Source organism: Arthrobacter sp. TMT4-20 (genome assembly GCF_054510775.1).
The window spans coordinates 137,215-162,910 of the sequence record NZ_JBTNDW010000010.1 but is presented as its reverse complement, the minus strand read 5'-3'; the positions used below and the strand labels follow the sequence as shown (position 1 = coordinate 162,910).

Annotated in this window: 31 protein-coding genes and 1 pseudogene; 9 read left to right on the top strand and 23 right to left on the bottom strand. The window is 62.5% G+C overall.

Features of this window, described 5'->3' with window-relative positions; translation table 11 throughout:
- Nucleotides 1-54: 54 nt before the first annotated feature.
- Nucleotides 55-207: a hypothetical protein gene (locus tag ACX80Z_RS11545; RefSeq protein ID WP_459315960.1), complete on the bottom strand. Its 153-nt coding sequence runs from the start codon at nucleotides 205-207 to the stop codon at nucleotides 55-57.
- Between the two features lie 575 nt (nucleotides 208-782).
- Nucleotides 783-941 carry a hypothetical protein gene (locus ACX80Z_RS11540; protein ID WP_459315959.1) on the bottom strand — a complete coding sequence of 53 codons (159 nt, stop codon included), beginning with the start codon at nucleotides 939-941 and terminating at the stop codon, nucleotides 783-785.
- Nucleotides 942-1,101: 160 nt separating this feature from the next.
- On the opposite strand from ACX80Z_RS11540, the gene ACX80Z_RS11535 reads away from it, so the two are divergent.
- Nucleotides 1,102-1,704, top strand: coding sequence for a hypothetical protein (locus ACX80Z_RS11535; protein WP_459315958.1), 603 nt, complete (start codon nucleotides 1,102-1,104; stop codon nucleotides 1,702-1,704).
- A gap of 24 nt (nucleotides 1,705-1,728) precedes the next feature.
- Here the strand turns inward: ACX80Z_RS11535 and ACX80Z_RS11530 are convergent, their stop codons facing one another.
- Nucleotides 1,729-2,121 (bottom strand): OmpA/MotB family protein, encoded by a 393-nt coding sequence (locus ACX80Z_RS11530; RefSeq protein WP_459315965.1) that lies wholly within the window; start codon nucleotides 2,119-2,121, stop codon nucleotides 1,729-1,731.
- Nucleotides 2,122-2,298: 177 nt separating this feature from the next.
- Between ACX80Z_RS11530 and clpX the strand changes: the two are divergent.
- A pseudogene (gene clpX / locus ACX80Z_RS11525) lies at nucleotides 2,299-3,112 on the top strand (ATP-dependent Clp protease ATP-binding subunit ClpX); the annotation flags it as partial.
- Here the strand turns inward: clpX and ACX80Z_RS11520 are convergent.
- The gene (locus tag ACX80Z_RS11520; RefSeq protein ID WP_459315964.1) at nucleotides 3,021-3,332 is read right to left on the bottom strand and encodes a DUF2958 domain-containing protein; all 312 of its coding nucleotides are present in this window, start codon (nucleotides 3,330-3,332) and stop codon (nucleotides 3,021-3,023) included. The pseudogene clpX and the gene ACX80Z_RS11520 overlap by 92 nt on opposite strands.
- Here ACX80Z_RS11520 and ACX80Z_RS11515 point away from each other — a divergent pair.
- The gene (locus ACX80Z_RS11515; protein WP_459315966.1) at nucleotides 3,267-3,407 is read left to right on the top strand and encodes a hypothetical protein; all 141 of its coding nucleotides are present in this window, start codon (nucleotides 3,267-3,269) and stop codon (nucleotides 3,405-3,407) included. The genes ACX80Z_RS11520 and ACX80Z_RS11515 overlap by 66 nt on opposite strands.
- A 47-nt stretch (nucleotides 3,408-3,454) precedes the next feature.
- Here ACX80Z_RS11515 and ACX80Z_RS11510 read toward each other — a convergent pair whose 3' ends face one another.
- The 4 genes from ACX80Z_RS11510 to ACX80Z_RS11495 all read right to left on the bottom strand — a co-directional run bounded on the left by ACX80Z_RS11510 (nucleotide 3,455) and on the right by ACX80Z_RS11495 (nucleotide 6,553).
- On the bottom strand, nucleotides 3,455-3,619 hold the full coding sequence (locus ACX80Z_RS11510) for a hypothetical protein (protein ID WP_459315957.1): 165 nt from the start codon (nucleotides 3,617-3,619) through the stop codon (nucleotides 3,455-3,457).
- A 438-nt stretch (nucleotides 3,620-4,057) separates the two neighbouring features.
- Nucleotides 4,058-4,294 carry a hypothetical protein gene (locus tag ACX80Z_RS11505; protein ID WP_459315956.1) on the bottom strand — a complete coding sequence of 79 codons (237 nt, stop codon included), beginning with the start codon at nucleotides 4,292-4,294 and terminating at the stop codon, nucleotides 4,058-4,060.
- Nucleotides 4,295-4,361: 67 nt separating this feature from the next.
- Nucleotides 4,362-4,901 (bottom strand): hypothetical protein, encoded by a 540-nt coding sequence (locus ACX80Z_RS11500; protein WP_459315955.1) that lies wholly within the window; start codon nucleotides 4,899-4,901, stop codon nucleotides 4,362-4,364.
- A 1,205-nt stretch (nucleotides 4,902-6,106) separates the two neighbouring features.
- Complete coding sequence (locus ACX80Z_RS11495; protein ID WP_459315954.1) at nucleotides 6,107-6,553, bottom strand: hypothetical protein; 447 nt, start codon at nucleotides 6,551-6,553, stop codon at nucleotides 6,107-6,109.
- Between ACX80Z_RS11495 and ACX80Z_RS11490 the strand changes: the two genes are divergently transcribed.
- Complete coding sequence (locus ACX80Z_RS11490; RefSeq protein ID WP_459315953.1) at nucleotides 6,552-6,767, top strand: hypothetical protein; 216 nt, start codon at nucleotides 6,552-6,554, stop codon at nucleotides 6,765-6,767. The two genes, ACX80Z_RS11495 and ACX80Z_RS11490, sit on opposite strands and share 2 nt — an antisense overlap.
- Nucleotides 6,768-6,779: 12 nt before the next feature.
- On the opposite strand, the gene ACX80Z_RS11485 is transcribed toward ACX80Z_RS11490, so the two are convergent.
- The 6 genes from ACX80Z_RS11485 to ACX80Z_RS11460 form a co-directional block, all read right to left on the bottom strand.
- Nucleotides 6,780-7,232 (bottom strand): hypothetical protein, encoded by a 453-nt coding sequence (locus tag ACX80Z_RS11485; RefSeq protein WP_459315952.1) that lies wholly within the window; start codon nucleotides 7,230-7,232, stop codon nucleotides 6,780-6,782.
- Nucleotides 7,233-7,473: 241 nt separating this feature from the next.
- A complete protein-coding gene (locus ACX80Z_RS11480) occupies nucleotides 7,474-7,980 on the bottom strand; it encodes a DUF805 domain-containing protein (protein ID WP_459315951.1) in 507 nt (168 codons plus the stop codon).
- A 166-nt stretch (nucleotides 7,981-8,146) separates the two neighbouring features.
- Nucleotides 8,147-8,569, bottom strand: coding sequence for an alternative ribosome rescue aminoacyl-tRNA hydrolase ArfB (arfB, locus tag ACX80Z_RS11475; protein ID WP_459315963.1), 423 nt, complete (start codon nucleotides 8,567-8,569; stop codon nucleotides 8,147-8,149).
- Nucleotides 8,570-8,581: 12 nt separating this feature from the next.
- Nucleotides 8,582-9,349, bottom strand: a complete 768-nt coding sequence (locus ACX80Z_RS11470; RefSeq protein WP_459315950.1) for an SCO1664 family protein — start codon at nucleotides 9,347-9,349, stop codon at nucleotides 8,582-8,584.
- Entirely contained in the window at nucleotides 9,349-9,915 is a 567-nt protein-coding gene (locus ACX80Z_RS11465; protein WP_459315949.1) for a DUF3090 domain-containing protein, read from the bottom strand. Before ACX80Z_RS11465 ends, ACX80Z_RS11470 begins: the two co-directional genes overlap by 1 nt.
- Nucleotides 9,916-9,924: 9 nt before the next feature.
- Nucleotides 9,925-10,632: an MSMEG_4193 family putative phosphomutase gene (locus ACX80Z_RS11460; RefSeq protein ID WP_024476513.1), complete on the bottom strand. Its 708-nt coding sequence runs from the start codon at nucleotides 10,630-10,632 to the stop codon at nucleotides 9,925-9,927.
- Nucleotides 10,633-10,966: 334 nt separating this feature from the next.
- On the opposite strand from ACX80Z_RS11460, the gene ACX80Z_RS11455 reads away from it, so the two are divergent.
- Nucleotides 10,967-11,269: a DUF4193 domain-containing protein gene (locus ACX80Z_RS11455; protein ID WP_019482691.1), complete on the top strand. Its 303-nt coding sequence runs from the start codon at nucleotides 10,967-10,969 to the stop codon at nucleotides 11,267-11,269.
- Nucleotides 11,270-11,391: 122 nt separating this feature from the next.
- Here the strand turns inward: ACX80Z_RS11455 and ACX80Z_RS11450 are convergent, their stop codons facing one another.
- The 4 genes from ACX80Z_RS11450 to ACX80Z_RS11435 form a co-directional block, all read right to left on the bottom strand.
- Nucleotides 11,392-12,624: a kynureninase gene (locus ACX80Z_RS11450; protein WP_459315948.1), complete on the bottom strand. Its 1,233-nt coding sequence runs from the start codon at nucleotides 12,622-12,624 to the stop codon at nucleotides 11,392-11,394.
- Between the two features lie 101 nt (nucleotides 12,625-12,725).
- The gene (locus ACX80Z_RS11445; protein ID WP_459315947.1) at nucleotides 12,726-13,643 is read right to left on the bottom strand and encodes a MaoC/PaaZ C-terminal domain-containing protein; all 918 of its coding nucleotides are present in this window, start codon (nucleotides 13,641-13,643) and stop codon (nucleotides 12,726-12,728) included.
- The gene (locus ACX80Z_RS11440) at nucleotides 13,640-14,974 is read right to left on the bottom strand and encodes a 3-oxoacyl-ACP reductase (protein WP_459315946.1); all 1,335 of its coding nucleotides are present in this window, start codon (nucleotides 14,972-14,974) and stop codon (nucleotides 13,640-13,642) included. Before ACX80Z_RS11440 ends, ACX80Z_RS11445 begins: the two co-directional genes overlap by 4 nt.
- Complete coding sequence (locus ACX80Z_RS11435; RefSeq protein WP_019482687.1) at nucleotides 14,971-16,299, bottom strand: acetyl-CoA C-acetyltransferase; 1,329 nt, start codon at nucleotides 16,297-16,299, stop codon at nucleotides 14,971-14,973. The genes ACX80Z_RS11440 and ACX80Z_RS11435 overlap by 4 nt, the downstream gene beginning before the upstream one ends.
- A 66-nt stretch (nucleotides 16,300-16,365) precedes the next feature.
- Here ACX80Z_RS11435 and ACX80Z_RS11430 point away from each other — a divergent pair, with 66 nt between their 5' ends.
- Nucleotides 16,366-17,106 carry a TetR/AcrR family transcriptional regulator gene (locus ACX80Z_RS11430; protein WP_237742119.1) on the top strand — a complete coding sequence of 247 codons (741 nt, stop codon included), beginning with the start codon at nucleotides 16,366-16,368 and terminating at the stop codon, nucleotides 17,104-17,106.
- Nucleotides 17,103-19,199, top strand: coding sequence for an acyl-CoA dehydrogenase family protein (locus ACX80Z_RS11425; protein ID WP_019482685.1), 2,097 nt, complete (start codon nucleotides 17,103-17,105; stop codon nucleotides 19,197-19,199). Before ACX80Z_RS11430 ends, ACX80Z_RS11425 begins: the two co-directional genes overlap by 4 nt.
- An 8-nt stretch (nucleotides 19,200-19,207) precedes the next feature.
- Here the strand turns inward: ACX80Z_RS11425 and ACX80Z_RS11420 are convergent, their stop codons facing one another.
- Both ACX80Z_RS11420 and glgA read right to left on the bottom strand, forming a co-directional pair.
- Nucleotides 19,208-19,438, bottom strand: coding sequence for a hypothetical protein (locus ACX80Z_RS11420; protein ID WP_207771289.1), 231 nt, complete (start codon nucleotides 19,436-19,438; stop codon nucleotides 19,208-19,210).
- Nucleotides 19,439-19,516: 78 nt separating this feature from the next.
- Complete coding sequence (glgA, locus tag ACX80Z_RS11415; protein WP_459315945.1) at nucleotides 19,517-20,719, bottom strand: glycogen synthase; 1,203 nt, start codon at nucleotides 20,717-20,719, stop codon at nucleotides 19,517-19,519.
- A 97-nt stretch (nucleotides 20,720-20,816) separates the two neighbouring features.
- Between glgA and glgC the strand changes: the two genes are divergently transcribed.
- Nucleotides 20,817-22,055, top strand: coding sequence for a glucose-1-phosphate adenylyltransferase (gene glgC / locus ACX80Z_RS11410; RefSeq protein WP_024476520.1), 1,239 nt, complete (start codon nucleotides 20,817-20,819; stop codon nucleotides 22,053-22,055).
- A 298-nt stretch (nucleotides 22,056-22,353) separates the two neighbouring features.
- On the opposite strand, the gene ACX80Z_RS11405 is transcribed toward glgC, so the two are convergent.
- From ACX80Z_RS11405 to ACX80Z_RS11395, 3 genes are all read right to left on the bottom strand, one after another.
- A complete protein-coding gene (locus tag ACX80Z_RS11405) occupies nucleotides 22,354-22,710 on the bottom strand; it encodes a GntR family transcriptional regulator (protein WP_459315944.1) in 357 nt (118 codons plus the stop codon).
- A gap of 964 nt (nucleotides 22,711-23,674) precedes the next feature.
- Complete coding sequence (locus ACX80Z_RS11400) at nucleotides 23,675-23,875, bottom strand: hypothetical protein (protein WP_133185371.1); 201 nt, start codon at nucleotides 23,873-23,875, stop codon at nucleotides 23,675-23,677.
- A gap of 176 nt (nucleotides 23,876-24,051) precedes the next feature.
- Nucleotides 24,052-24,504, bottom strand: a complete 453-nt coding sequence (locus ACX80Z_RS11395) for a hypothetical protein (protein ID WP_116777781.1) — start codon at nucleotides 24,502-24,504, stop codon at nucleotides 24,052-24,054.
- An 857-nt stretch (nucleotides 24,505-25,361) separates the two neighbouring features.
- On the opposite strand from ACX80Z_RS11395, the gene ACX80Z_RS11390 reads away from it, so the two are divergent.
- A complete protein-coding gene (locus tag ACX80Z_RS11390) occupies nucleotides 25,362-25,673 on the top strand; it encodes a hypothetical protein (protein ID WP_459315943.1) in 312 nt (103 codons plus the stop codon).
- The last annotated feature ends 23 nt before the right edge of the window (nucleotides 25,674-25,696 follow it).

Genomic DNA, 25,696 nt, shown 5'->3' with positions numbered 1-25,696 from the left:
GGCTCATACTCAGGCCCCTAAAGTGTCGCCGATGTCCCGACTCACCGGCGGGTATCAACTGTCGCCCATGTCGCGACTCATGTGTCGCCTATGTCCTGAACCTAGACACCCTGAGAGGCTCATACCGAAGAGGGCCACGGAGGCTGCCAGGGCGATCACCGTGACCTGTTTGCCGTAGGCGTCGTTGAGGTCCCGGTAGGTGTCCATGGCGATTGCATGCTACTGCTCGCGCAACTCATAGATGGGAGAGTCGTGGGCAATACCGCTCATCGAAGGGTAGTCAGGCATCTCCGGTGCCGGGTGAAACGTGGAGATTCCGAACCCGCCGAATAGGGCCAGAATTGCGCTGAGAGAGCACATAGAAGCTGCGAACCAGCATGTTGTTCATACAGGGAAACATGCGTAGACCCGCTCAAAAATAGTCTGGATGCAACGCCTGCCTCGTCCGTGTATTCTGTTGCAGCACCCGCCCGAGAAAAGTACATTGAACCGATGGCAACAGGTCTTCGATGGTATCTTCCATCAGCTTTTGACCAGCACCTGTTCCAGCTGAGTGAACTTCCGGTCCGGTGCGGCCTGAGAACCGTTGCCTCCGGCCATCCGTGCGACCCAGGACAAGCCCGAGGACATGAGGTCTGGATGACGGCCGTGGCGTCGAAACCTTCGAGTGAGCAAAGGACCATCGCCGTCGTAGGGGGCAGGGAAGCTGCGTACTCGTCGTAGGTCTTCATATCCACGGACTCCGAGACGACCGAGGATTTCACCCGGACCTTGGCGGTGAGCTAGGTCCCCCGCTGCCGGGCAAACGTCTCGAAGGCCAGTTCCAGGACACGGGCGTGCTCTCGAGCGAGGGTGGTCGGGCAGCTGAAGTCATAGACCTCGATGGTCTTCGGCTTCGGGCGGGCGGTGTCTTTGGACGGAGCCGCGGCTTTCTTCGCCATCAGTTGATGATCTGCTGAACTCGGAGATGGTTGGCGCACATATTCCTCATGTGTGCGGAGAGTCAGAAAAGTCTGCACGGGCGGAAATGAGCCGAGAAAAAGGTACGACTAGGCCGGGGGTTGGCGGTAGTGCCCCTCGGGACACGGGTATTCTGCACGCATGGGACTACTAGATGACGCATCGGAACTCCTCGGACATCAGGCCAGACTTGAAGCAGCTGAACAGGCGTCGCTCGAAACCAAATACGCCGGCAGGTCTGCTGATTGGACGAAGGAGTTGGCTGCCTTGCTCGTCGAGCGAGGTATCCCTCTGAAACCCGTCTACGTGACAGGGCCTCAATCGAAGCCGGAACAATTTCCGGGAGGATGGTTAGTGACTACCACTTCCACCTACTGGGGCGAAGCTTGGGATCTGCAGGGTTGGAAGCCAGATTCCGAGTGGGGGCCGCGGCCCGTAAGCATTCTCCTTCAAGCCTCAGGTTCGTTTTGGCATGGGGAGGGCCAAACGGTCACGCTTGTCGATTCTGATCATGGCTGGAGAGATGATGGCCACTGGAAATCAGAGTATCCGGACGTGGTGCCAGAACATCGTGAGAAATTCCTGCTCTGCAATTTGCCGCCCTCGTCGGTCGGCTCCTTGGTGAGCTCCTTGGTGAGCTCCTTTGAGGACCTCCGCGAAATGGTCGGGGTCTCCGTTGCAGCCGCCTTGCAGTCCGACGCAGTAGACCCGGGTGCCCGTATCGTCGGGGTGAAGCCTCGATAATTCCGCCCTCGAAAAAGCGAACTTTTAGAGGTCCTTATTAGCTGCAATCTCGGGGATGAGCGCCTTTACGGCGTCGGATTCGTCAGATTGGACGATGGCGTCGACCCGGTGGTTCGCTTCCATGTCCTGTGGCGCGGTGCTGTCTAAGACAGGCCGGTTGCCGGCGTAACCGCGTGCGGAAATCAGCTTCCCGTCGATGCCGCCTTGCTCGGTCATTTGTCGGACCACAACGACGGCCCGGTCCGAGGAAAGCTCCCAGTCACGAAGCGGCTGGTTTCCCGGCTGCTTGGCGGTGTGACCTTCGACGTCGACGATCCGGCCGCTGCCCTTGATTGGTGGGGTGACGGCGTTGATGACCTCGATGGCCTGGTCCTGCAGCACAGCGCTGTCTGGGCTGAAGAACGCCTCGGAGCTCACGATGCGCACGGTCAGGCCGTTCTCCTCGATGCCGAAACGGACGGTCTCGGCGAGCCCTTGAGCTTCTAGTGCGGCGCGGATTTGGGCTTCGATCGTTTCGAGTTCAGCGACCGTCGGATCGAGGTGCCGTCCGGGGAAGGGTCCACCCTTTGCAGGGGCATCGCAAGAGGAGTTTGCGTGGCGCGTATCGGCGAAGAGCACGAACTGTTGAAGTGCTCTTTCTGCAGCACGGCCAAAAGCATGTCCAGAAGCTGGTGGCCGGATCTGGGGTCTACATCTGCGACGAGTGCGGGCCTGTGCAACGACATCTTCGAGGATGAGGTCACGGACAAGGGGACGGATGAAGCTTTCGTGCTGCCCAAGCCGCGGGAGATCTTCGACTTCCTGACCGAATACGTCGTCGGCCAGGACTCCTCCAAACGCACCCTGTCGGTGGCCGTCTACAACCACAACAAGCGGGTCCAGGGCACCACGTCCGAGACCATCGGCTGCGACGTCGAGATCACGAAGTCCAACGTCATGCTCCTCGGACCGACTGGCAGCGGCAAGACCTACCTGGCGCGGACCCCCGCCCGCCGGCTGAACGTCCCCTTCGCGGTCGCTGATGCCACCGCGCCCACGGAGGCCGGCTACGACAGCGAGGACGTCGAGAACATCCTCTTGAAGCTCATCAAGGGCCGCCGACTTCGACATCAACCGTGCCGAGCGGGGCATCATCTACATCGACGAGATCGCCCGCAAGAACACGAAGGCCTCCATGACTCAGGATGTCTCCGGCGAGGGTGTCCAGCAGGCGCTGCTGAAGATCATCGAGGGCACCGCTGCCTTGGTGCCACCGCAGGGCGGTCGGAAGCATCCGAACCAGGAGATGCTCACCATCGATACGAAGAACGTCCTGGTCATCGTCGCCGGTGCCTTCGCCGGTCTGGAAGAGATCGTCGGCTCCCGCGCGGGCCGGAAGGGCATCGGCTTCGGCGCTCCCCTCGCGTCGCTGAGGCTCTGAACCGCTGCCCCGGCCGGAACTGCCGAAATTCGCACCGGTGCTTTTGTCTCGCGAGGCTTGATTGTCTTGTCCCGGTACTCCTCGATGCAGTCTTTGGCCTTCGTGCCCGGGTGAAGCACAGATCGCGTTCGATCGGCAGGCCGTGCTGGCCGCGAACCGACTCCAGCTCCTGCATGCCGATGTAGCCGAACTCTCCGCCGTAACCCAGGTCAACGTAGCCAAAGGCTTCGCCGTTCTTCTGGTCGATCTCTACGATGTACCAGTCCATGCCGCCGGGAAGTAGCGGGCGACGAAAAGCATTTCCGCGAGAGCGTTGCCATTAGAGGTCTCTTACAGGCCAGGCCAGCTGGCGATGTCTGCCGGGTAAAAGTCGTGGCCACGGAGCTCTCGCTGGGTGTCTTCTGAGAGTGGTTTGGCGGCGCGGATGGAGATTCCGCCTTCCGCGATGCTGGCGGCAGCGAACCGCCCGCCCGTGGGCTCTCTCAATAAATTCATGCTGATCTCTGAGAAGAGACACCCGGCATTTTCGATGAGCCAATGGAGATCACGGTAGACCTAACCGGCGCAAACCGGCTTCGGCTCGAAGATTGTCGCGACCACGGGCACGCAGATAACGTCTGGGGCACACCCACCATCATGTGCGCAGAAAATCCGAGCCCGGCAGACTAGGAGCGCCGGAACCCGAACTGTTCAGGCTGCGGCCGTCAGCGCTGCTCCCTGCTGAAGGCTTAGCCGATACGCGGTCATCCAGGCTGCCAGGGGCGCAATCAGCGCTGGTTTGTCTGTGCTCGCGAGGAGCCCGATGCGCTCTTCTCGCGGCCAAGCTCGGAATCCGTGAGGTGCCTCATCGGTGCGCCCCCAGTCGAGTGCCTTGGCGATGGTGACAAACTCGACGACCTGTTCGATGGGGAGCGGCCAGTGGCGGACGGCGACTTAGGCAAGCCAGTTCATCCACTCTTTGCGGGCCCCGGGGCGCCGGAACCTTCCTAGCGAGTGGCAGAGGCGTCCGTTGGCGGCGTTGCGGACCTGTTTCAGGGTGTCTGCTGCGGATGACCGGACGGCTTGAACCATATTGGCCAGTGCCGGCACGTGGATGGCGACGTCGTTGAAGACGTGATTGTCGCCGACATCTTCTGTCCGCCCCGTGCCCAACATTCGCTGTAGCTTCATGTCGGAGACGAGGTCGGGTGCTGATGCTTCAGGGCAGCAGGAAGCCCCAAGTGTAGCGGCGTCCCCGTTAGAGGAACTGGGCGTAAGTTCCTTGCGGCTGGGTTGCCAGCCTCAGGAACCGGGCAGCGCGGGCTTCATCCCAGGCCTCGCCCGTGATGATCTTGTCAGCACGGTCGGCCCATGCGACGCCGGAGATGGGTACGAATTCATCATCCCAGCCCACAAACAGGCGGCGGCGGTGGATGGACCAGCGCAGGGCGGAGTGGATCGTCTCGAAGAAGACTTTGCCCTGGGCTTCGTCCAGGACAATGTCGGTCACCAGGTTTGCTCGCAGCCATTCGAGGGTCAGCTTCCAGCCGGTGCCGGCAACAGCAATGAGCGCCGCGGACTGATCATCCAGGCGGTGCTCAAGAGCAGCCAGGCCAAGGTCGGAGCGGATGTCGTCATGGCTGGCATGCACGATGTCAGTGGTGTCGACGTAGCTGCCGAAAGGGCTGCCATCGGGGTGCAGCGTCTTCCCGTCCCGGACAGTTAGCTGGCGCCAGAGGTCGTCTGGATCAAGGGATCGGACGATGTCCGAGAGGAAGCCGGAGACCCATACGGCCATCCAATGCGGGTCTCTCCCGGATAGCTCGGCGGCAGCTTTTTCAACTTCCGCGCGAGACTCCAAAGTGATCAAGGGATCGCGGAGGGCAACGACATAGCGACTGACCCAAACACCCGCTTGAAGATTCATTCCTTACTCCGATCAAATTCATGGAAGGGGCTGGCCCAGGGGAACTGACGACAACGATGCTGCGTCCAAATCGGATTGGCTATCCCGCTCTGCGGCCCCTCAAGAGCGCCGCCAATTCGATACTTGGATCCAGCGCCCGGGGTACCTCTGCAGCGACTGCCCCTGATCGCCGTGACATAGAAATGATCTCGGCAAGGTTCTCTTCAGAGAACCTAACTGTCCTTTGGTCGAACCTTAGGTGAGGCCAAAGGCCGCGGTACACCTTTTCCCGCACAGACCGTTCGGATATTCCTAGACGGATGGCAACCTCTTTGGGGCTCATGAACTCTGTTCTTGCCTGTGACTCCGACATTGAACCGACTCTCTCTCATGACGGAGACCAGTTTGTCCGTCAAGGGTTCTATGCGGATGACCTCTTCGCGGGCACGCAAGATCAAATCGTTGAATGTTTCGCGTGGTCGGCGTGGTCAGAAGTCGCGTTTCATAGCGAGTTAACTCGATGTAAGAAGTGGCAAGTTCCTCGTGTTTCCGGGCCTTTTGCCTAGAACGACACGCCGTGGTGGGGGTTCAAGTCCCCCTCCGCGCACAGTGAAAAAACCCCGGTCCGCCGGGGTTTTTTTATGCCCTCGACCACAGTGGCCCTTTGACAACGCGACCCGGTTGCTTCCGATGGGCCGTCGGCGCAGTAGAACCATAGAATCAGCATGGCCAACATCGGAAGACGTCCCCGCAAAGACGGGTCCACCGTCTAGCTACGCTGGGTCGACAAAAAGACCGGCAAGCGGACCCAAGCACCACCATCGACCGTTACTCTCACCTGTTGCCGGAGGGCGTTTCAGACACTGCAGCGGTGATGAACCGAGCTTTCGTCTGATCACCGGTGGTGGCCGATCACTAATCAAACCCGCCCCGATGAGCTAGTTGATAAGAACCGATCGGCAGCGTTAGCGGAGGACTGGTTGGGGCTGGTCCCAGCTAAGCCGGAGGATGAGGCGGAGCTGAGGCGGAGCGAAGCGGTGAAAGTACATGGCGGGTCATACCGTTTCCCATGCGCTGATAGTGCAATCGCTGCGTTGCTAGCTGTGTTGGTAGTCCAAAGCGGTGACCGCGAAGATGTATTCGATGCCTTCGGTCGCGTCAGCCCGTGCGTTGAATCCCAGGAAATAGCCGGGTTCAGGCGCTGAGACCTTGATTTGTTGTGGGGCGCCGCAACTGAAGTTTTGCAGCACACCCCCACTATCAACGGGATGGTAGGTAAAAGTGACATCCTTCGTGCCACGACACTGGAGGTGGGCAGTGTACTCACCAACAGGAAGCTCGGTGCCCTCCCACCCGATCCGGTTGAGCGTCTCGGCATCGCCTTCGCCTGCAATAATCACCGCCGACGGGTCAAGCCCCAGATCAAGAGGCTCCGCCTGGAGGTCAGCAGCCGCCGAAGCCGAGGCGACTACCTCCGCTGTGTCCAGCGATTCCTCACCAACGGCATCGGTAAAAGCCTGGCCTACTCCGCAGGAGCTCAGCATGAGTGCCGCTATGATCGAGGTTGCGGCGTGTGTCGGTCGTCCTATTGTGATCCCCCATCACCGATTTCGCTCAACACTATCCCTTCAGGTCAAGCAGTGGTCAGACGCGCCCTCGGAATCCCTGGGCGTCTCGACCATGTACATGTCTACAGCGGTGATGTTGCCCGAGGATTTCGCCGTCACCGGATTCATTCTCCAGAGCGCCGGGGAATAGCGTGGGGGCTGCCTAGGGCTCTGAGCTATCTAGGGCGACCCCTTGCTGTTCCGGCTCCCGGAGCGGCCTCGTGAAGTAGACAGCGGCAAGGGACGCGACCGGTAGTAGTAGCATCCACCAGATTGCCGCCACACGTGAGTCGGCCAAGGACACCCCCATGACCAGGCTGAATGCTGCTACCGGTCCCGCCGCACCACCGAAGGCCGCCGCCGCGGCACGAAGCTTAGGGGCTTTGGCTGCAGCCAGGGCGTGCAGTCCGATGGCCGGCGCAGCTGCCGAAGCTGCCACCACCAAGCCCATGAAGAACCCGTACACTGGCGCCCAGATGGAAGCTGTGACTGCCAGCGGAGACGGATTCAGCCACCCCGCTACAGCGAAGACGAGCACAATTACGGCTCCTATGATTCCGCCGGCGAGCACCATCTTAAAGAACGCACCTGACAGTGGAGTCGTGTTTTCCCTCATCATCTGACCCTACGTTGCTGGTCGCAGCGGCGATAGAGCCCGGGAGACGGTTGCCGGCCCTGAACTGGTCACATGGCTGGGCGCTGTGCCCCGCTGCCGCACACCAGAGGGCATGACCGAGAGACGCACAGCGACCTCCGTGGGGTTCATGTATTTAGTCTGTAGCTGCGACTCTGGCATCGCGTCATCCTTCTGTCACTGCGGGTGTCATCGAGGCGGACGCAGAACTGCTCAAGCCAGGCTAGGAGCGGATCGCTCCATCATCTGAAGGTTGCTCATCGTACCGACGACCTTCCGCATTCGGGCCGAGGATCAGCAGGAAGAGCAGCACCAGCTGACCAACAACCGGTATTGCGACTGTCAATAGTAGCCATCCACTTTCGTTGGCGTCGTGAAGTCGACGGACACCCAAGGCAATGCTTGGGATGGCTGTGGCCACTATCCAGAGCAGGAATAACGCGTACCCGATGGCAACAACTGGTTCAGCAGTGAGGTGCCCGAATGATGGATAAACACGGCCGCCAGAAGTCATCAATAGGTTCAGGAGGCTGCACACAATTCCTGAGACGAGAACCCACCACCAAAATTCGCTGCGGCTGGCCCGCCCCGATGTCGTGGCGTACTTTTTGAAGAAGCGCTGCACTGCAACCCTCGGTGATGCGCCGTAGTGCGGCAGAAAGAGCGGCGGGTCGGGCACAGCTAGCGCCGGAGTAGGTGCAGTCATTTGTTCCCCCAGGAAGTGATGCAATCGGTGGGTCCACTATACGGCTGTGGTCGACTCCCTCCGCCGCGGGCCAGGGGTTCATGAACCAGGTTGATCCAGTTACTAGCACGCACCTGCGCCACGACGGCTGGCCGGGACCTCGGGTGGGTGATTTTTCAGGGGCCACGACCATCCAGGGGCCACCACCACCCTAGTCGGCGGTCGGGCGCTGCCGGTTGCGTTTCGTGGCCGACCGCTGCTGCTTCGCGGCAAGGTGCCGCCGGGCGGAGCCGCGCGTGGGCTTGGTCGGACGCCGAGGTTTGGCGTCGGGAGCCAGTCCCACGGTGACCAGATCGGCGAGTTTGCGCATTGCCGTGTCGCGGTTGCGCAGCTGGGAACGCTGCTCGGAGGCGACGACGGTGACCGTTCCGGCAACGATGTTGCGACTGAGCCGGTGGAGGAGCATCGCGCGCTGCTCGTCGGAGAGGACCGTCGAGTCCGCAATGTTCCAAAACAACTCGACCCGGCTGTCGGAGGTATTCACGTGCTGCCCGCCCGGCCCGGATGATCTGGAGAAGCGCCAGCCGAGTTCACGCTCGGGAATGACGAGTCCCGTTGACACCTCAAGATCCATCACGGCACATCCCTAAAACAGTGGCCAGGGTACCGCCGACATCTGTCCGCTCGGCGCCGGAAAACGCCCGTCCGCGCGCAGCTTGTCGCAGCGCGCGGCCAGCGAAGCGATCTCCTCCGCGCTGAGCAGGTCCGCAAGGGCGCGACCAAGATCACCGGTCAGCCCCACACTGACCCGGTCAATACCGTCGAGCTCATCCGCGGTCAGGGGGTCGCCCAGCCATCCCCACAGCACCGTGCGCAGCTTGTGGTCGCTGTGGAAGGTGAGCCCATGGTCGACCCCGTACCGGTGCCCGTCGCCCATCGCGAGGATGTGGTCACCTTTGCGGTCGGCGTTGTTGACGACGACGTCGAACACTGCCATCCGCCGCAATGCCGGCGTGTCCTCGTGAAGGAGGGCGACCATCCGACCGTTTTCGTCCTGGCCCTCCAACACCTGTTTCCAGCCCGACTCGGGCACCCGGTGGGAGGGAACGAGGTCCACGGGGTTCTGCTCCGGGTCCTGCTCCTGCCAGAGTTGCACCATTCCTTTGCCCAGCGGGCCCTCACGCAGCCAGGTGAAGGGCACGACGTTCCAGCCGAACGACTGCGAGACCAGGTACGCGGCGACCTCCCGGTGCGCCAGGGTTCCGCTGGGAAAATCCCAGAGCGGATGCTCCCCCGCGATGGGTTTATAGACGACCGCCTCGGTGCCGATACTGCCCAGGAACGTGGCGTTCGACGCTGTCGTGATGCGACCGGTGAGCGTAAGCTCGGCCGTCGCAAGGTCAGGCGTCGGCATCAGGCCTCAGGAAGGGTGCAGGTGTGCCCATCGATGTCGACCGGTTCCCCGCACAGCGGGCAGGTGGGGCGGCCAGCGTCGACAATCTCGCGGGTGCGTTTCGCGAATGCGCGGGCGGTACCGACCGGCATCCGGACCAGTAGCATTTCGGACACCTCGACCCCTTCTGCGCCGATCGACTCATCAACGGCGTCGCCGTCGTCCTCAGTATCAATCTCGGTGATCGGGTAGGCCTCGATGACCAGCTGAACTGTCGATGGGTCCCAACCGAGAGTCAGGGCCCCGGTGCGGAACTGCTCTTCCACGGGTTCGAGCTGGTCATTGTCGACCAGTTCAATGGGAGTGCTCGCAGGAATGCTGAACGGGTTGCCCTCCAGGGTGATGAGCTGGTCGAGAATCTCGTCGATCTTCTCGGCAAGCTGGGCCGACTGCTGCTTTTCCAGGGCGATGCTGACGATCTGCGCCCCGGCACGTACCTGGAGATAGAACGTGCGCGACCCCGGAGCGCCGATCGTTCCGACAACAACTCGATCAGGCCAGGTGAACTCATGAACTTTAGTAGGCATACAGCTATTTTAGGTGATTGAGGTTCGTGGGGGCTGCGGTCCCGCGCCGCCGCCGACCGGTGCATCAGCCGCGTGGACCGTTGTCGACAACCAGGACAGATCCCCGGCATCGGTGTTGGTGGCATAGACGCTCGGCCGGCTTGTGCCGTACCGCACAATCGATACGGAGGCCGGCCCCACATTGATGCGCTGGAACAGGTCCAGGTGCATCCCGAGTGCGTCAGCGAGGATCGACTTGATGATGTCACCGTGGCTCACCGCCACCCACACCGCACCTGCCCCGTGCTCGGCCTCGAAGGCCGCATCGTGGCGGCGAATCGCGGCTACGGACCGGGCCTGCATTGCTGCCATGGATTCGCCGCCGGGAAAGGTCACCGCGGAGGGCTGGGCTTGCACAACGGTCCACAGGTCTTCGGTCGCAAGGTCGCTGAGGGTGCGTCCCTGCCATTGGCCGTAATCACATTCGGTCAGATCGGGGTCGATGGGAGTGAGCGGGTTGCCTAGTTGACGATCGAGGATGAACTGGGCGGTCTGCTGACACCGCTCGAGTGGGCTCGATACCACGCCGACGACTGGGACGGCAGCCAGACGGTCACCCGTCAGGGCTGCCTGGTCACGTCCGACCTGGTCCAGGTTCACGCCGACGGTCCGCCCGGCGAGGAGTCCGGCGGCATTCGCTGTGGTGCGGCCGTGCCGCACGAGGATAACTGTGGCCATCTCTTTAGAGTAACGAACCCGGTGGTGCATCCCGGCTCGGAAACTGCCGTCCGGCACAGCCTTGCCGGCTTCTTCCGGCGGTTCTGTGCCGGACGGCAGTTGCTGCGGGAAGGTAGGGGTGAGGCGGACCGACCGGGTGAGGTGGGCCCAACCGGGTGCGTCCGGCCCGATCAGCCGCGCGATTGCGCTACTGAGTGTCGTCCCTGCTACCTTGTCCCTTGACAATCGGGGAACTTAATCTGTATCCCACACGCTGTTAGCGTAAGCCGCCACTTTCCGCTGGCGCTCCCTGTACTCTGATTGATCACACAACTGAAGGAGAAGCACCGCCCGCATGGCAACTGACTACGACGAACCACGCGTCAGGCCCGAAGACCAGCCTGTCAATGAATCGCTTGAGGCGATTCAGGCTCAACGCAGCGCCACCACCCAGTCGTCCACGATCGACACCGATGAAAGCGACACCGCTGAGGGCTTCGATCTTCCAGGTGCCGTCCTTGAGGAAGAGCTCCTTATTTCGGTGATCCCCGAACGGGAAGACGAATTCACCTGCATGTCCTGCTTCCTGGTGAAGCACCGCACACAGCTCGCACGCGAGAAGAACGGCGACAAGTACTGCGCCGAGTGTGAGGGTTAGCCGACAACGAAGCGGCCGATAGGCTCAGAACCGCCGCTTGCACCATGGCAAACCTTGCTGCGGCGGCCGCTTCTGGGTGAAGCCGGGACGGAATGCCGAGAAGTCCGCTTCTTCGCCGGGGTTTAGGCGGGAGGCAGGCTTTCGGCGATCCGCTGGATTCCGAAGTAGGTCTCCTCGAACGACGTCGACAGCGGCGAGAGTCCCAGCCTGATACCCGCGGGGTTGCGGTAGTCCGGGATGACCCCCTTCGCCCACAGCTCGGGGATCAGGTCCTTGAAGCCGGGGTGGTCGATGGTGATGTGGCTCCCGCGCTGTCCCGGGTCGCGCGGAGAGGTGACGACGACGCCGTGCTCCCCCATCAGCGCGTCCACCGCTTCCACCGCAAACGAGGTCAGCGACACGGATTTGGCGCGGACTGCGTCCATGCCCACCTCGGCAATCAGCCCGAGCATGTCCTGCATTGCCAGCATCCCGATGATGGGCGGGGTGCCCGAGATAATCCGCCTGATCCCCGGGGCGGGTTCGAAATCCGAGCCCATGCCAAAGGGGTCGGCGCTGCCAAGCCACCCCTGGATCGGCTGCTGAAAATCCTCCAGATGCCGCTGGGCCACATAAGCCCAGGCGGGAGCGCCGGGACCGCCGTTGAGGTACTTGTAGCTGCACCCCGTTGCATAGTCCACGTTCCATCGGTCGAGCTCGGCGGGCACCGAGCCGACGGAGTGGCTCAAATCCCACAGGACCAGTGCGCCGGCGTCGTGCACCACCTCGGTGATCGCGGGGACGTCGGCCAGGTGCCCTGAGCGGTACGCGACGTGGCTGAGTACCACCAACGCTGTTTGTGGGCCGACGGCTGCCGCGACGTCGGCGGGGGTAGCACCGCCGTCGTACTGGAGTTCCACCCAGCGCAGCTGGAGTCCCCGCTCGGCGGCGATACCCTCCATGATGAAACGGTCAGTGGGAAAATTGTCCCGGTCAATGACGATCTCGGTGCGTCCGGGCCGGGCGGCGACCGCTGCACGGGCAAGTTTGTACAGCAACACACTGGTCGAATCGGCGACCGTGCACTGGCCTGCCGCGGCACCGATCGCCACCCGCCCAATCAGGTCACCGACCTGCTCCGGCAGGTCCAGCCAGCCTTCATCCCAGCCCCGGATGAGCCTGCCTGCCCACTGCTCGCGAACAAACGACTCAAGCCGTCCCAGCGTGTCGGTCAGTGGCCGGCCCAGCGAGTTGCCGTCCAGATAGGCAACAATGTCGGGATCGTCATGACCCTCGAACCTGGACCGGTAACTGGACAGGGGGTCCGCGGCGTCGAGGGTGCGGGCACGGGTAAGCAGGGGTACGTTCTCGCTCATGATCACAGTTTAGGCCCGAACGACAGACGTCCAACGCCAGCTGCCCTCCCCACCGGTGAGTGGGAAGGGCAGCTGGTGCCGCATGGGCAGGACCTGCTCGGCTAGTCTGTTCCGGCCAGCCGGGTGAGGGTGCCCGTAAAGTGCTCGCGGGCGCGACGGGCATTCCAGGCGGTGATCTCGGCTCCGCGCCAGGTGCCAGCTTCCTGATGCGGCGTGATGGCCAAGGCCACCCGGGCGGGCAGCAGCACCGGTGACCGGAAGTCGATGCTCCAGGCGAATGATTCCACCCCGGCCGGTTTGCTCTCCTGGACCATGCGCGACGCGAGATACATGCCGTGAGCGATGGTCTGCTTCATCCCGAGTGCCTTGGCCGCCAGGGCATTGAGGTGGATCGGGTTGTAATCCCCCGACACTGCCGCATAGCTGCGCCCAGTACTCCCCGGGAGGTCCCACAGGGTGGTGAGCTGGGGTGGGACGAAGGTGGTCCGTTCCTCTTTCGGTGCGATAGCTGCGCCCGCCAGCCGTGACCCTTTCGCGAGATAGGTGGAGCGGCCGGTCCACACGGCTTCGCCCGCCACGGTGACTTCGGTGACCAGGTCCACCTGGGCGCCGGAAGGGTGGGGGCGCAGGTCTTCAGCCCAGGCGGAAATGCTGAGTTTTTCGCTGAAGTGAATCGCTCGCCGGTGTTCAACCGAATTTCGGAGGTGGATCATTCCGAGCAGCGGCAGCGGGAAATCCGCTCGTGCCATGACGCTCATCGCCACCGGGAACGCAATGGTGTGGATGAAACCAGACGGCAGCAGGTCGTGGGCTGGCGCCCCGATCAACTGCTGGAACCTGGTCAGGTCGGCGACCGAAGCCTGGACTCCTGCGACGCTATGCCGGACGGTCGGCAGTTCCGGGATGCCTGAACCTTTGGCCGACCGCCCGCGGGCCCACGGCAGTGGAACACTGCTGATCAGGGCGCTGCGGTACAGCGACGGGAGTCCTGGAACCGAGTCCAGGACCAGCTCGCTCACGCGCCCACCAGGGACTGTCCGCACACGCGGAGCACCTCTCCATTGACGCCGGCAGCGGCCGGCGACGCGAGGAATGCAATGGTCTCAGCCACATCGATGGGCAGTCCGCCCTGCTGCAGGCTGCTCAGGCGGCGTGCCGCTTCACGGGTGGCGAAAGGCATTTTCGCTGTCATCTCGGTTTCGATGAATCCGGGCGCGACGGCGTTGATCGTGCGATCGGTGCCGTCAAGGGCCACGCCGGTGCTGCGCACCATGCCGATCACCCCGGCCTTGGAGGCTGCGTAGTTGGACTGGCCACGGTTGCCTGCGATGCCGCTGGTCGAGGCGAGACAGACAATCCGGCCAGTTGCAGCAAACACCTCGGAGCCGAGCAACGTCTCATTGATTCGCAGCTGCGACTCAAGATTCACTGCCAGTACCGAGTCCCATCGGGCGGTGTCCATGTTCGCGAGCAGCTTGTCGCGGGTGATTCCGGCGTTGTGCACCAGCAGATCCAGGGAGCCATACCGTTGCTGCACATGCTCGAGTATCCTCGCGGCAGCGTCAGTAGTGGTGATGTCCAACTGCAGGGCGGTCCCGCCAATCCGGTTGGCCACTGCGGCGAGCTGCTCTCCGGCAGCCGGCACGTCCACGAGGACCACCTGCGCTCCGTCGCGGCTCAGCACCGCCGCGATTTCGGCGCCGATACCGCGGGCAGCACCGGTGACGACGGCCGTCTGGCCGGCCAGCGGACGGTCCTCGTCCTGGCCGCCGGCCTGCCCGCTGTCGCGGACGGTGATGAACTGCCCGCTGACGAAGGCGCTTTTTCCGGACAGTAGGAACTTGAGGGCACCGGCGGCGGCCTGCACCGAGGCGCCGTCGCGGAGCAGAATGCCGTTTGCGGTGGCACCGGCACGCAGTTCCCGGCCGACCGACCTGACAATTACGTCGATTCCCTGCCTGGCTGCAGCCTCGGCGGGGTCGGTGGTTTCCTTCGCCGGACGGGAGACCGTGACGATGCGGCCGCCACGCGCAAGCTGGCGCACCGCCTGACCGAGTTCCAGGATGGGGGCGCCGAGGTCACCGGGTGCCGTGACGTTTTCCAGCACGACGACGACGGCGCCGAGCTTCTCACCGGGCGCGGCGTGGCGGCGGACATCCTGGTTCCATCCGAGCAACTCGGAGGCGAGCGAGTCGGCCGCAGCCCCAGCTCCGAGCACCAGCAACGGTCCGGGGACCAGTGGTGCGCTCTGTTTGTGCCTGCGGAGTACCGCCGGTCGTGGCAGCCCCAGCTTCTTGGCGAGCTTTCCGGCAGGACCGGAGTTGACCAGGTTCAGGTAGTTGTCAGTCACTGTTCGCGTGCCTCCAGAATGGCGACGACGCCCATGCCGCCCGCGGCGCACACGGAGATCAGTCCCCTACCCGAACCCTTCTCTGCCAGTGTCTTGGCGAGCGACGCAACGATCCGGCCGCCGGTCGCGGCAAAGGGGTGGCCCGCGGCCAGCGATGAGCCATTGACGTTGAGTTTGCTCCGGTCGACGGTGCCCAGGGCGCCGTCGAGTCCCAGCGTATTCCGGCAGAAGTCTTCGTTCTCCCATGCTGCGAGGGAACTGAGCACGGTACCGGCGAAAGCTTCGTGGATTTCGAAGAAGTCGAAATCGTCGAAGGTTAGCCCGTTGCGCTGCAACATCCGGGGCATCGCGTAGACCGGTGCCATGAGGAGGCCTTCGGCGCCATGCACGAAGTCCACTGCTGCAGCCTCTGCGTCCACCACGTTGGCGAGCATGGGCAGGTTGTGCCGGCGGGCGTAATCTTCTGAACCGAGCAGGACTGTGGCCGCGCCGTCGGTCAAGGGGGTGGAGTTGCCTGCTGTCATGGTGGCACCGGCTGCGCCCTTGCCGAAGACAGGCTTCAGCTTGGCCAGTTTCTCCAGCGAGGTATCGGCCCTGAGATTGGCGTCCCGGGTGACGCCGCGGTACGGGGTGACCAGGTCGGAGAAGAATCCCCGGTCGTAGGCTGCGGCGAGGTTGTGGTGGCTGTTCAGCGCCAGCTGATCCTGTGCCTCGCGGGTGATCTCCCATTTGGCGGTGGTGATGGCCTGATGCTCGCCCATTGACAGGCCGGTGCGCGGCTCGCCGGTTGTTGGGGCGTTGGGCGTGAGGTCCCGGGGCCGGAGGCGGCTGAGGACGGAGAGCTTCTGGGGTGTGGTCTTTGCGCGGGACAGGTCAAGGAGGACGCGGCGTAGTCCTTCGCTGACGGCGATTGGCGCATCGGAGGCTGAGTCCACGCCGCCGGCAATACCTGATTCGATCTGCCCGAGCTTGATTTTGTTGGCCAGGCCGATGACGGTTTCAAGGCCGGTCGCGCAGGCCTGCTGCACATCGTAGGCGGGGGTGTCGGCCGCCAGGGCTGAACCCAGTACTGCTTCCCGGGTGAGGTTGAAGTCGCGTGAGTGCTTCAGTACGGCTCCGGCCGCGACTTCGCCGATCCGCTCCCCCTGCAAACCGAACCGTGCCACGAGGCCGTCAATCGCCGCGGTCAGCATGTCCTTGTTGGAGGAGTACGCGTAAGGCCCGCCGGACCGTGCGAATGGGATCCGGTTTCCGCCAATGACCACCGCGTTGCGGACGGATGTGGAGGGCTGCGTGCTGCCCTGCTCTGCTGATTGGTCGACCATGCTGTGATTCTCCTTCGCCAAAACGGTGAGTTACCGATACTCAGCGTACCTGATACGCTGAGTATCGTGAACAAGCAGGCCCTTGCGCCAAGACCAGCAGCACGTCCCGCCGCGGCAGCCGGCGATGGTCGCTCAAGTCGGTGGCAAGCGCACCGGGACAAACGACGTCGCGCACTGGTGAAAACCGCCCGCCGCGCGGTGCATTCGCTCGGCTACAGCGCATCGATGGAAGACATCGCCACGGCCGCTGGCACGTCCAAATCCGTGTACTACCGCTATTTCGGTGACAAAGCCGGGCTGCAGCAGGCCATGGGCGAGGTGGTTATCGCCCAGATGCAAGACAAGGTGCTCGATGCGGCACGGCAGGCGGCCTCACCACGCGAGGGGCTCCACGCGATGGTGTCGGCATACCTGCAGATGGCCCAGACCTCACCCAATGTGTACGCCTTTGTCACCCGGTTGGGTGCCGCGGACGCTCTCACCAATCCTGCTGACCCCCAAACGTCCGAGTTGTTGAGCCACTTCTTCGAGGCGGTGACCAGCATGCTCGCCAGTCCGATGAAATCGTTCCTCGCCTCCGATCCACGGGCCAGGCAGCTCGGTGGCCCGGCGCTCACCCTCTGGCCGCAGGCGGCGATCGGCATGGTCCGTGCGGCCGGCGAGCTGTGGCTCGCCACCCCCGACGGCCCCACAAAGCCCACCGAGGCCCAGCTCAGCGAGCAACTCACCACCTGGCTCTTCGAGGGCATCGCCAATCACGTTCCAACACCCGCTAGCACCATTTCAGTTCTGGAGGACACCCCATGACACAGACAGCCACGCGATCCGAGCTCAACGTTCCCGCAACGGCGGCCATCCACGACGACGACCGCGCCGTCGTCGACGTCGAAGCGCTGGGTGAGCTGCTGCTGGGCCGGTGGGCAGCCACCCGCCGGGTTGCCCGCGAGCTTGCGGGTCGCCCGGAAGTCCACCGAATCGAGGGGCAGTCCCACGCAGACCAGCGGAGCCGCTGCTTTGATCAACTGCACTACCTGGTGGAGAACAAGGCAGTGCACCGGGCGTTTCCCGCTGAACTCGGTGGTGAGGACAATCACGGAGCCAATATTGCGGGCTTCGAGGAGCTGGTTGTCGCTGACCCATCGTTGCAGATCAAGGCGGGAGTGCAGTGGGGCCTCTTCGGCAGCGCGGTGCTCCACCTGGGCACGGCCGAGCATCACCGGGCGTGGATTCCGGGCATCATGAACATGGACATCCCGGGTTGTTTCGCGATGACCGAAACCGGACACGGGTCCGATGTCGCCAGCATCGCCACCACCGCGGTCTACCAGCCCGAAACCGACGAGTTCGAGATTCACACCCCATTCAGGGCGGCCTGGAAGGACTACATCGGTAACGCGGCGATCGACGGCCGGGCCGCAGTCCTCTTTGCGCAGCTCATTACTGGCGGGGTGAACCATGGGGTTCACGCGTTCTACGTTGAGCTTCGCGATGCTGATGGCAACTTCATGCCGGGCATCGGCGGCGAAGACGACGGGCTGAAGGGTGGACTCAACGGCATCGACAACGGTCGGCTCCACTTCACCAAGGTGCGGATCCCCCGCACCAACCTGCTCAACCGTTACGGCAACGTCGACAGTGAAGGCGTGTACACCTCGCCGATTGCTTCTCCCGGACGTCGTTTCTTCACCATGCTCGGCACCCTGGTGCAGGGTCGCGTCTCACTGGACGGAGCGGCGGTGGCTGTCACAAAGCTCGCGCTGAAAACCGCGGTGCAGTACTCAGTGGAGCGGCGGCAATTCAACGCGGGTTCGGACCTCAAGGAAGAGGTGCTGCTCGACTACCAGCAGCACCAGCGCAGGCTCCTCCCCCTGATAGCCGCCACCTACGCGGCATCCTTCGCCCACGAGGAACTGCTGGCCAAGTTCGACGACGTCTTCTCCGGCGCCCACGACACAGACGAGGATCGTCAGGACCTCGAAACCCTCGCAGCCGCGCTCAAGCCGTTGTCGACCTGGCATGCCCTCGACACGCTGCAGGAATGCCGGGAAGCCTGTGGTGGGGCAGGGTTCCTGACCGAGAACAGGTTTACCTCCCTGCGTGCGGACATGGATGTCTACGCAACCTTTGAGGGTGATAACAACGTCCTGCTGCAACTGGTGGCCAAGCGCCTCCTCGCGGATTACGCGAAAGAGTTCAGCGGCGTCGACTTCGGTGTGCTCGCACGCTACGTGGTCACCCAGCGTGCCGAGAAAACCCTGCACCGCTCGGGTCTGCGGCGGGTAGTGCAGACCGTCGTCGACGCCGGATCCGAACGGAAATCCGCGATCGCGCTGCGGGATGAACACACCCAGCATGAGCTGCTGTCCGACCGCGTCGAGGCCATGGTCGCTGAACTGGCCGGCGAGCTGCGCGGGGTACGGAAGCTGCCGCAGGAAGCCGCCGCCGAGAAGTTCAACGAACATCAGCACGAACTGATCGAGACGGCCAAGGCACACGCGGAACTGCTGCAGTGGGAGGCGTTCACCGCCGCGGTTCACCAGGTCGATGACGCGGGCACCAAACAGGTGCTCACCTGGGTGCGGGACCTGTTTGGGTTGTGCCTGATTGAGCGCAATCTCGCCTGGTATCTGATGAACGGCCGGCTTTCCACCCAGCGGGCCCGGACGCTCTCGCCGTACATCAACCGTCTGCTCGCGAAGATCCGCCCCCACGCCGTCGATCTTGTTGACGCCTTTGGGTACGGCCCTGAACATCTGCGGTCAGCGATTGCCACCGGCGCGGAGAAGAAACGCCAGGACGAAGCGATGGCCTACGCGCGGCAGCAGCGGGCCAGCGGTACGTTCCCCATCGACGAGAAAACGGTGCTGGCCCGCAAGGCGAAGGCTAAAGCGAAGCGCTAAAGACGCACCTAAACCTGGCGCGGGTCGTCATCCTCGTTCTCTTCATCGACGGGGGTGGTGACCCGCCCCTCGTCGAGGGCCGGGTTCTCGGCAGACTCGTCCATCACTGCCTCGTCGACCTCCGTCTCATTCAACTCGGGAACATTCGCCTCATCGGGCGAAGGCGCCGAAGCTGCTGAGTCCGGCGAATCCGGTGAGTCGGGTGAGTCCGGTGACACTGGGCTGGGGTGTTCGGTCACTGATGAGTCCTCCGTGGTTGATGGTGGTACGCCACCCTACGCTGGGCGGTGTCAGGAACTACCGGGTTGCCGGTGTGCTCAGGTCTTGGGGATCACTGAACGGTAGACCTCGAGGGTGGACTCAGCAATCGAGTCCCACGAGAAGTGCTCTTCAGCGCGACGGCGCCCCGCCCCACCCATCCGGCGGGCCCGGTCCGGGTCTGCAACCAGGGCGTTTACGGCCGCCGCGAAGTCGGTGACGAACCGTTCAGGATCCAAGGGGATACCCGTACCGTCGGTCACCTGTTCCAGCGGGACCAGGGTGCCGGTCACGCCGTCGTCGACCACCTCCGGGATGCCTCCGGTGGCGCTGGCAACGACTGCCGCGCCGCACGCCATCGCCTCAAGGTTCACGATGCCGAGGGGCTCGTAGATGGAGGGGCAGGCGAAGACGGTCGCCGTGCTCAGGACCTGGATGAGCTCGTTCCGGGGCAACATGCGTTCGATCAGCACCACCGATCCGCGCTTAGCTTCCAGCTCGGCGATCAGCTGAGCGGTTTCGGCTGCCAGCTCGGGAGTGTCGGCGGCACCGAGACAGAGCACCAACTGCACGCCGGGCTCCAGCAGCGCCGCTGCACGGAGGAGGTAGGGAACGCCTTTCTGACGGGTGTTCCGTCCCACGAACACCACGCTGGGGCGGTCCGGGTCGATGCCCAACTTCCTGACGGCGTCGTGGTTGGTATCCCGTTCCCAGAGGCTCACATCGATGCCGTTGTGCACGACCTGCACCTTGTCGGGGTCAACATCCGGGTAGCTGCGCAGGATATCCGCGCGCATCCCATGCGAGACGGCAATGACCGCTGCGGCGGCCTCGTAGGAGGTTCGTTCGGCCCACGAAGACAGCGCGTAGCCACCGCCGAGCTGCTCAGCCTTCCACGGCCGTAACGGCTCGAGACTGTGGGCACTGAGGACATGCGGCACCCCGTACAGGAGGGATGCGAGATGCCCCGCCATGTTCGCGTACCAGGTGTGGGAGTGCACCACATCCGCGCCAGCCAGCCCGTCCAGCATCGCCAGATCGGTTCCGAAGGTCTGCACCGCGGCGTTCGAGCGGTTCAACTCGGCCGGGGGCAGGTAGGTGCTCACGGTCGCCCCGTGATAATCGGGACTCCGCTCCGCGCCGAAGCAGTGAACCCGCAAATCCACCTGGCTGGCCAGCACTCGGCTTAGCTCAGCAACGTGCACTCCGGCGCCGCCGTAGATCTCGGGTGGGAACTCTTTTGTCACAATGTCTATACGCACGTTTCCAAACGTAGTGCAGCGCGGCCATCTCATCTAGTGTGAGTCAATCAAGAGGTAATAACTCAATGAAGAGCAACAGTAGGGCAGGGGGCCATTCGTGGCATTGAAAAAAGTACTGGCGATCGTCCTAGCCGGGGGCGAGGGAAAACGACTCATGCCACTCACGGCCGATCGTGCGAAGCCCGCAGTGCCGTTTGGCGGCATCTACCGGCTGATCGACTTCGCACTCTCGAACCTCGTAAACTCGGGGTACCTGGAAATTGTGGTGCTCACCCAGTACAAGTCCCACAGCCTGGACCGCCACATTTCCGAGACCTGGCGCATGTCCACCCAGCTGCAGCAGTATGTGGCGTCGGTCCCGGCGCAGCAACGGCGAGGAAAAAGCTGGTTTCTGGGCAGTGCCAACGCCATCTACCAATCCCTCAATCTGATCCACGATGCGAACCCTGACATTGTGGTGGTGATTGGCGCCGACCACGTCTACCGGATGGACTTCGAGCAGATGGTTGCTGCTCACATTGCCAGCGGTGCATCGGCCAGTGTCGCGGCGGTCCGGCAGCCAATGAACCTGGTTGACCAGTTCGGCGTCATCCAGACCGATGGCTCAGGCCGGATTTCCGGGTTCGTCGAAAAGCCGGAGAGCACCCCCGGGTTGCCCGACGATCCGAATAGCTTCCTGGCGTCGATGGGTAACTATGTGTTCACCGCTGACGCTCTGGTCGCGGCCCTCGAGGAAGACGCTGCCCGGCTGAACACCAAGCACGACATGGGTGGCGACATCATTCCGTATTTCGTTGAACGGGGAGATGCAGCAGTCTATGACTTCACCTCCAACGACATTGCTGGCTCCATGGACAGGGACCGTCAGTACTGGCGCGACGTCGGAACTCTCGACTCCTACTACGACGCCAACATGGACCTCATCTCTCCCCTGCCACTATTCAATCTGTACAACCTGGAATGGCCGATCTACACGCGGCAAAGTGTCTCTCCCCCGGCCAAGTTCGTCCGCAGCGCGTCAGGCGGTTCCGGTGTAGCTCACGACTCGATCGTCTCGAACGGTGCAGTGGTTTCCGGAGGCCAGGTGCAGGGGTCCATCCTTGCCACCGATGTGTTTGTTGACGAAGGTGCATCTGTGTCGGGGTCGGTGCTGATGGACAAGGTGTCCATCGGTCCGGGGGCTATTGTCCGGCGGGCGATCATCGACAAAAACGTCAGGGTGCCGGCCGGTGCCAGGATTGGGGTTGACCGCGAGCTGGACCTTAGCCGCGGCTACACCGTGACGGAGTCCGGACTGACCATCCTTAGCAAGGGGCAGGTAGTTCTTCCGGGCTAGGTAAATCGTGGCCGACCCCTGGGTAGGTCCGGCTGGCGCGCGTCGTCCGCCCGGCACCCCGGGGCCGCCCAGCAGATTTATTGGTTATCTCTACGCTGACATGGCTGACTGCTGGTAACTGGAATGGACTTCGTTGGGTCGGCGGTGACCGAGGGCCCAATCATCCAAATTGATCACCTGCCATCTTGGTCGGTGGCCCTGTTCTCAGTTGGCGTTCCTGGCCCTACTTTCGGCTGGCGATAACCAGGTCCCCCTGATGACCGTAATCAAGCTAGTTCAACGTGGATGATGAAGGAGTCTATTCTGGTGCGGGCCAGATTGCACGAAGGATGCGGATAGTGTCGTCCAAGCTTGTCTCCGCGGCGGTGCTAATCTGGGCGAGTTCGCGTGCCGCTTCAAGCACTACCCGAGGAGTTGTCACCGCGTGTGGACTGACACGGGTTCCTCCGCCGGTGCGAGCAATGAGATAACCTTCGGCTTCAAGCGCCCGATATGCCTTTGCAACGGTGCCTGGAGCAACTCCGAGGTCTCTGGCTAGTTGACGCACCGAAGGGAGACGTTCCTCAGCCCCAAGTACATCTGAAGCGATCAGACCGCGGATCTGATCTCGGATTTGCTCCGTTGGTGGGGCCGCGCCCGACAGCGTGATGATCATGGTCGCCCTGCAACTAACGCCCTCCGGCGTGATGGGATTGCAGATAGGGTCACCGCACCCCAGAGCGCAAACCCGAGTGCTGGGGCGACAATCGAGGCGATGTTGAGCGTCGGCTCCAGCGCAGCGAACGTTGTCCATGACCTGACGTTTCCCTGAGAGGTAGAAAAGTTCCCTCTCAGGGATGCAGTGGCGGCCAGTGATCCGAAGATGAGTCCTAGGTGCCAGAGAAGTGCTCCCGTTCCGACCATAAGAACGTTGCTCGTCCGGATGATTCGAGTGTGGGCATCTTGCTCTTGATCATCGTTTAGTGCTGGACGCGCGATGAGGAACAGGGCTATAGCCGCAACTACCATCATGATGCCCAGAAGGATCAGACTAGGCAGGGAGCTGAACCACCCGTAAATACCAGTCCCCATGCTCCGCCCCCCGCCTGTGTCCACGAAATACATCGTGTATCGGCCGGTCCTGGCATCTGGTTCCGAAGCCATACCCGCCGCAATGGTGAGCGTGACAATAAGGCTGAGCACGAGCCCAGGAGTAATCAACCACCACTTATTCGTAAAGCTCAGGGGGGTCCGTGGCGCGAGGTTTGCAGTGCCCCTCCCGGTTCGAGCTCGAACTGGGAGAGCAAGAACTGACATGGCAAGAATTCCGAGCAGCAACGGGACAATGAACCGGTAGTCTCGGTACCACTCCCAGAATTCAGTGGGTATATCGAGCCGCAATGAAAACGGTCCAGAAATCAGCCGCAAGCCGATACCAACAATCAATAGCAACAGGCCAGTCGCAAAGGTGACGACGCTCAAGCGGCCCCCCGGCAGCCCGTTCTTGCGGCCTCGAATCCCCCACCACGCCAGAGCGAGTCCAATACCCATATACACCGGCCCCCACACTACGAAGTGCAACCACGCCATTTCTGTACCCCCAAGCCAATTGTGTCACTTCACTGATACAATCGACCGTATCATGTGATTGACACATTCGCGTGGTGAACAGATACCACCGATGTGATCCCCCAGGGGAACACATCGACCTGAGCGTGGGCCAGCGGTTCGTTCGCAGCCAACATGGCATCCCAAATTTCGTCGAGACTCGACCCAGGGACGGCAGCCATCGGATTCCAGACGAGGCTCTGCATGGTGTCCACCCATGCGTCACTAGTCATCGCCAGCACCCCGGCCACCACGATCAAGGTTATGAGCAGGGATGGACCGGCGTCGCTTTTCGCGTATCAGCGAGACGGCGAAGGCCGCCTCCGCGAAGGGATGCGGCCCCCTGTTCGCTCACCTGCGGCTACTTCTTCAAGGAGAGCCGGCGTCACGAGGTGCCTCGAGACCTTTCTCAGACTGGCGACGTTGTTGCTGGCACCTTTCTTGCTTGATCCGAGGGGTCCTTATCGCCACCTGCAGCCCTCAGCAGAGCAGGAACTCCGAAAGCAATAAGTATCGGCCAGCAGAGCATTTCTGGCTGTATGCCGATTCCGAATCCGCCTTCGGCGGCAAGGGAGGCAACCAATAGCCCGATGATTACCCCATAGGCGAGCGACTGCAGCCGCAGACCATTCGAACGTTTGGCCGCGGTCCGTCCATCACGCGAAAACTGCGACCCAGTCGACTGAACCAACGCCATGGTTGCGGATCCCCATACAAGGAGAAATGCCCATCCACCCACGACGGCCGCACTGCCCTCGTCGGGGCGGTATAGATAGATTAGCGCGGCCACCACTATCGCCGAGATCGCGGCAAGTGTTTTCCGAGCAACGTCCACCCGTTGTCCTGCTGTATCGGTAGTCATGCCACTCTCCTCATTGTCGAGCCTAGCAATTGCTGCCCGCTTGGTACACGCATGCACGCCCGGTGCAGCAGGAGCTGTGGAAATCACTGACGCAAAAGTTGCACCAGATTAGTGCGCAAGCCACGAAGGGACCCCACCATCGGATTGAAGCGGCGCAAGGGCCGCAACAGCCCACCAGGCAGTTAGTGTTCCACGACTGGCAGCGGCAGCGGTTGCAGGCGGAACCTCCGCAGGGGTTGCTGCTTGAACTCGACACGGCAGCTGCGCCTACCTGCGACTCGTAGCCGTCTTCGATGATGGACACCAAGGTCATTACTCCGCCACTGCCATCCTCAGCACGTCCTTCTGGCTCCAACTTGAAAGCTTGGATCCGGGTTTTGACTTGCCCATTCGGGAGTACCATCCGCTGGTATGAAGAAACCGCCTCGTCGTCGTAGCTTGCGACTATATAGAGAGAGCCTCCACCGTCGAGCGGGTGCACCGTTCCGGCTGTGCCGGTCCTGTCGCGCGCTGTTTCAGCGGTGCGGGACAGTTTGCGCGTCGTATCGCGCATTTTGGCGCCTATCGCCTGGGCCTTCGATGACCTGGATGCTCCGATACCGGCCAGAGCCGCTGTTCCATGGCTGCTGTCGAGTTCGGCCCGAATCTCCTTGACATTTAGTTTTCTGCCGGTGCCCTTGTGGGGCGATTTGCCTTCGAGCCATGGGTCGCGTTCTTTCACCGCGGCTGCTGCGGGTTGTGAGCCAAGAAGCAGTGCTGCACCGAGTGCTAGTCCCGTGCTTCCGGTGACGAAGGCGCTTCTGCTTAGTCCTTTGGGATCAACGGAACCTCCTGCGGGCTGTTTGCCCAGGATCTGTGTGATCCTCCAGAGGCTGCCGACCCCAAGCCTGGCCACCATTGCCGGTACGATCCTGGCGTCGGTCCAAGCTTTTGCACCGCCGTCGGAAACCTCATTTTGGGGTGCCTCGATGGACGACTGGCGTACCGTTTCGGCAGACATAGAGGATGGGTTCGCACGTCTATCACTGGTGAATACTTTTGATAGCGACTTCACCGGTTACGCCTTGATGGACTCCGAGTTCGGTGTGGTGGTCGAAATTAAACGGCCCCCCATAAAGATGACGTTACCCGACCTCCACGTATCCATCCCCGTGCAGAATGGATCCTGATGCGGTCTGCCATGACATTCCGG

Bases quoted from the DNA above. Each gene is read 5' to 3' on its own strand.
- ACX80Z_RS11545 (WP_459315960.1), bottom strand. From the start codon at position 207: ATGGACACCTACCGGGACCTCAACGACGCCTACGGCAAACAGGTCACG.
- ACX80Z_RS11540 (WP_459315959.1), bottom strand. From the start codon at position 941: ATGGCGAAGAAAGCCGCGGCTCCGTCCAAAGACACCGCCCGCCCGAAG.
- ACX80Z_RS11535 (WP_459315958.1), top strand. From the start codon at position 1,102: ATGGGACTACTAGATGACGCATCGGAACTCCTCGGACATCAGGCCAGA.
- ACX80Z_RS11510 (WP_459315957.1), bottom strand. From the start codon at position 3,619: ATGAATTTATTGAGAGAGCCCACGGGCGGGCGGTTCGCTGCCGCCAGC.
- ACX80Z_RS11505 (WP_459315956.1), bottom strand. From the start codon at position 4,294: ATGAAGCTACAGCGAATGTTGGGCACGGGGCGGACAGAAGATGTCGGC.
- ACX80Z_RS11500 (WP_459315955.1), bottom strand. From the start codon at position 4,901: ATGGCCGTATGGGTCTCCGGCTTCCTCTCGGACATCGTCCGATCCCTT.
- ACX80Z_RS11490 (WP_459315953.1), top strand. From the start codon at position 6,552: ATGAGTGCCGCTATGATCGAGGTTGCGGCGTGTGTCGGTCGTCCTATT.
- ACX80Z_RS11495 (WP_459315954.1), bottom strand. From the start codon at position 6,553: ATGCTGAGCTCCTGCGGAGTAGGCCAGGCTTTTACCGATGCCGTTGGT.
- ACX80Z_RS11485 (WP_459315952.1), bottom strand. From the start codon at position 7,232: ATGAGGGAAAACACGACTCCACTGTCAGGTGCGTTCTTTAAGATGGTG.
- arfB (WP_459315963.1), bottom strand. From the start codon at position 8,569: ATGGATCTTGAGGTGTCAACGGGACTCGTCATTCCCGAGCGTGAACTC.
- ACX80Z_RS11470 (WP_459315950.1), bottom strand. From the start codon at position 9,349: ATGCCGACGCCTGACCTTGCGACGGCCGAGCTTACGCTCACCGGTCGC.
- ACX80Z_RS11465 (WP_459315949.1), bottom strand. From the start codon at position 9,915: ATGCCTACTAAAGTTCATGAGTTCACCTGGCCTGATCGAGTTGTTGTC.
- ACX80Z_RS11460 (WP_024476513.1), bottom strand. From the start codon at position 10,632: ATGGCCACAGTTATCCTCGTGCGGCACGGCCGCACCACAGCGAATGCC.
- ACX80Z_RS11455 (WP_019482691.1), top strand. From the start codon at position 10,967: ATGGCAACTGACTACGACGAACCACGCGTCAGGCCCGAAGACCAGCCT.
- ACX80Z_RS11450 (WP_459315948.1), bottom strand. From the start codon at position 12,624: ATGAGCGAGAACGTACCCCTGCTTACCCGTGCCCGCACCCTCGACGCC.
- ACX80Z_RS11435 (WP_019482687.1), bottom strand. From the start codon at position 16,299: ATGGTCGACCAATCAGCAGAGCAGGGCAGCACGCAGCCCTCCACATCC.
- ACX80Z_RS11425 (WP_019482685.1), top strand. From the start codon at position 17,103: ATGACACAGACAGCCACGCGATCCGAGCTCAACGTTCCCGCAACGGCG.
- ACX80Z_RS11405 (WP_459315944.1), bottom strand. From the start codon at position 22,710: ATGATCATCACGCTGTCGGGCGCGGCCCCACCAACGGAGCAAATCCGA.
- ACX80Z_RS11400 (WP_133185371.1), bottom strand. From the start codon at position 23,875: ATGACTAGTGACGCATGGGTGGACACCATGCAGAGCCTCGTCTGGAAT.
- ACX80Z_RS11395 (WP_116777781.1), bottom strand. From the start codon at position 24,504: ATGACTACCGATACAGCAGGACAACGGGTGGACGTTGCTCGGAAAACA.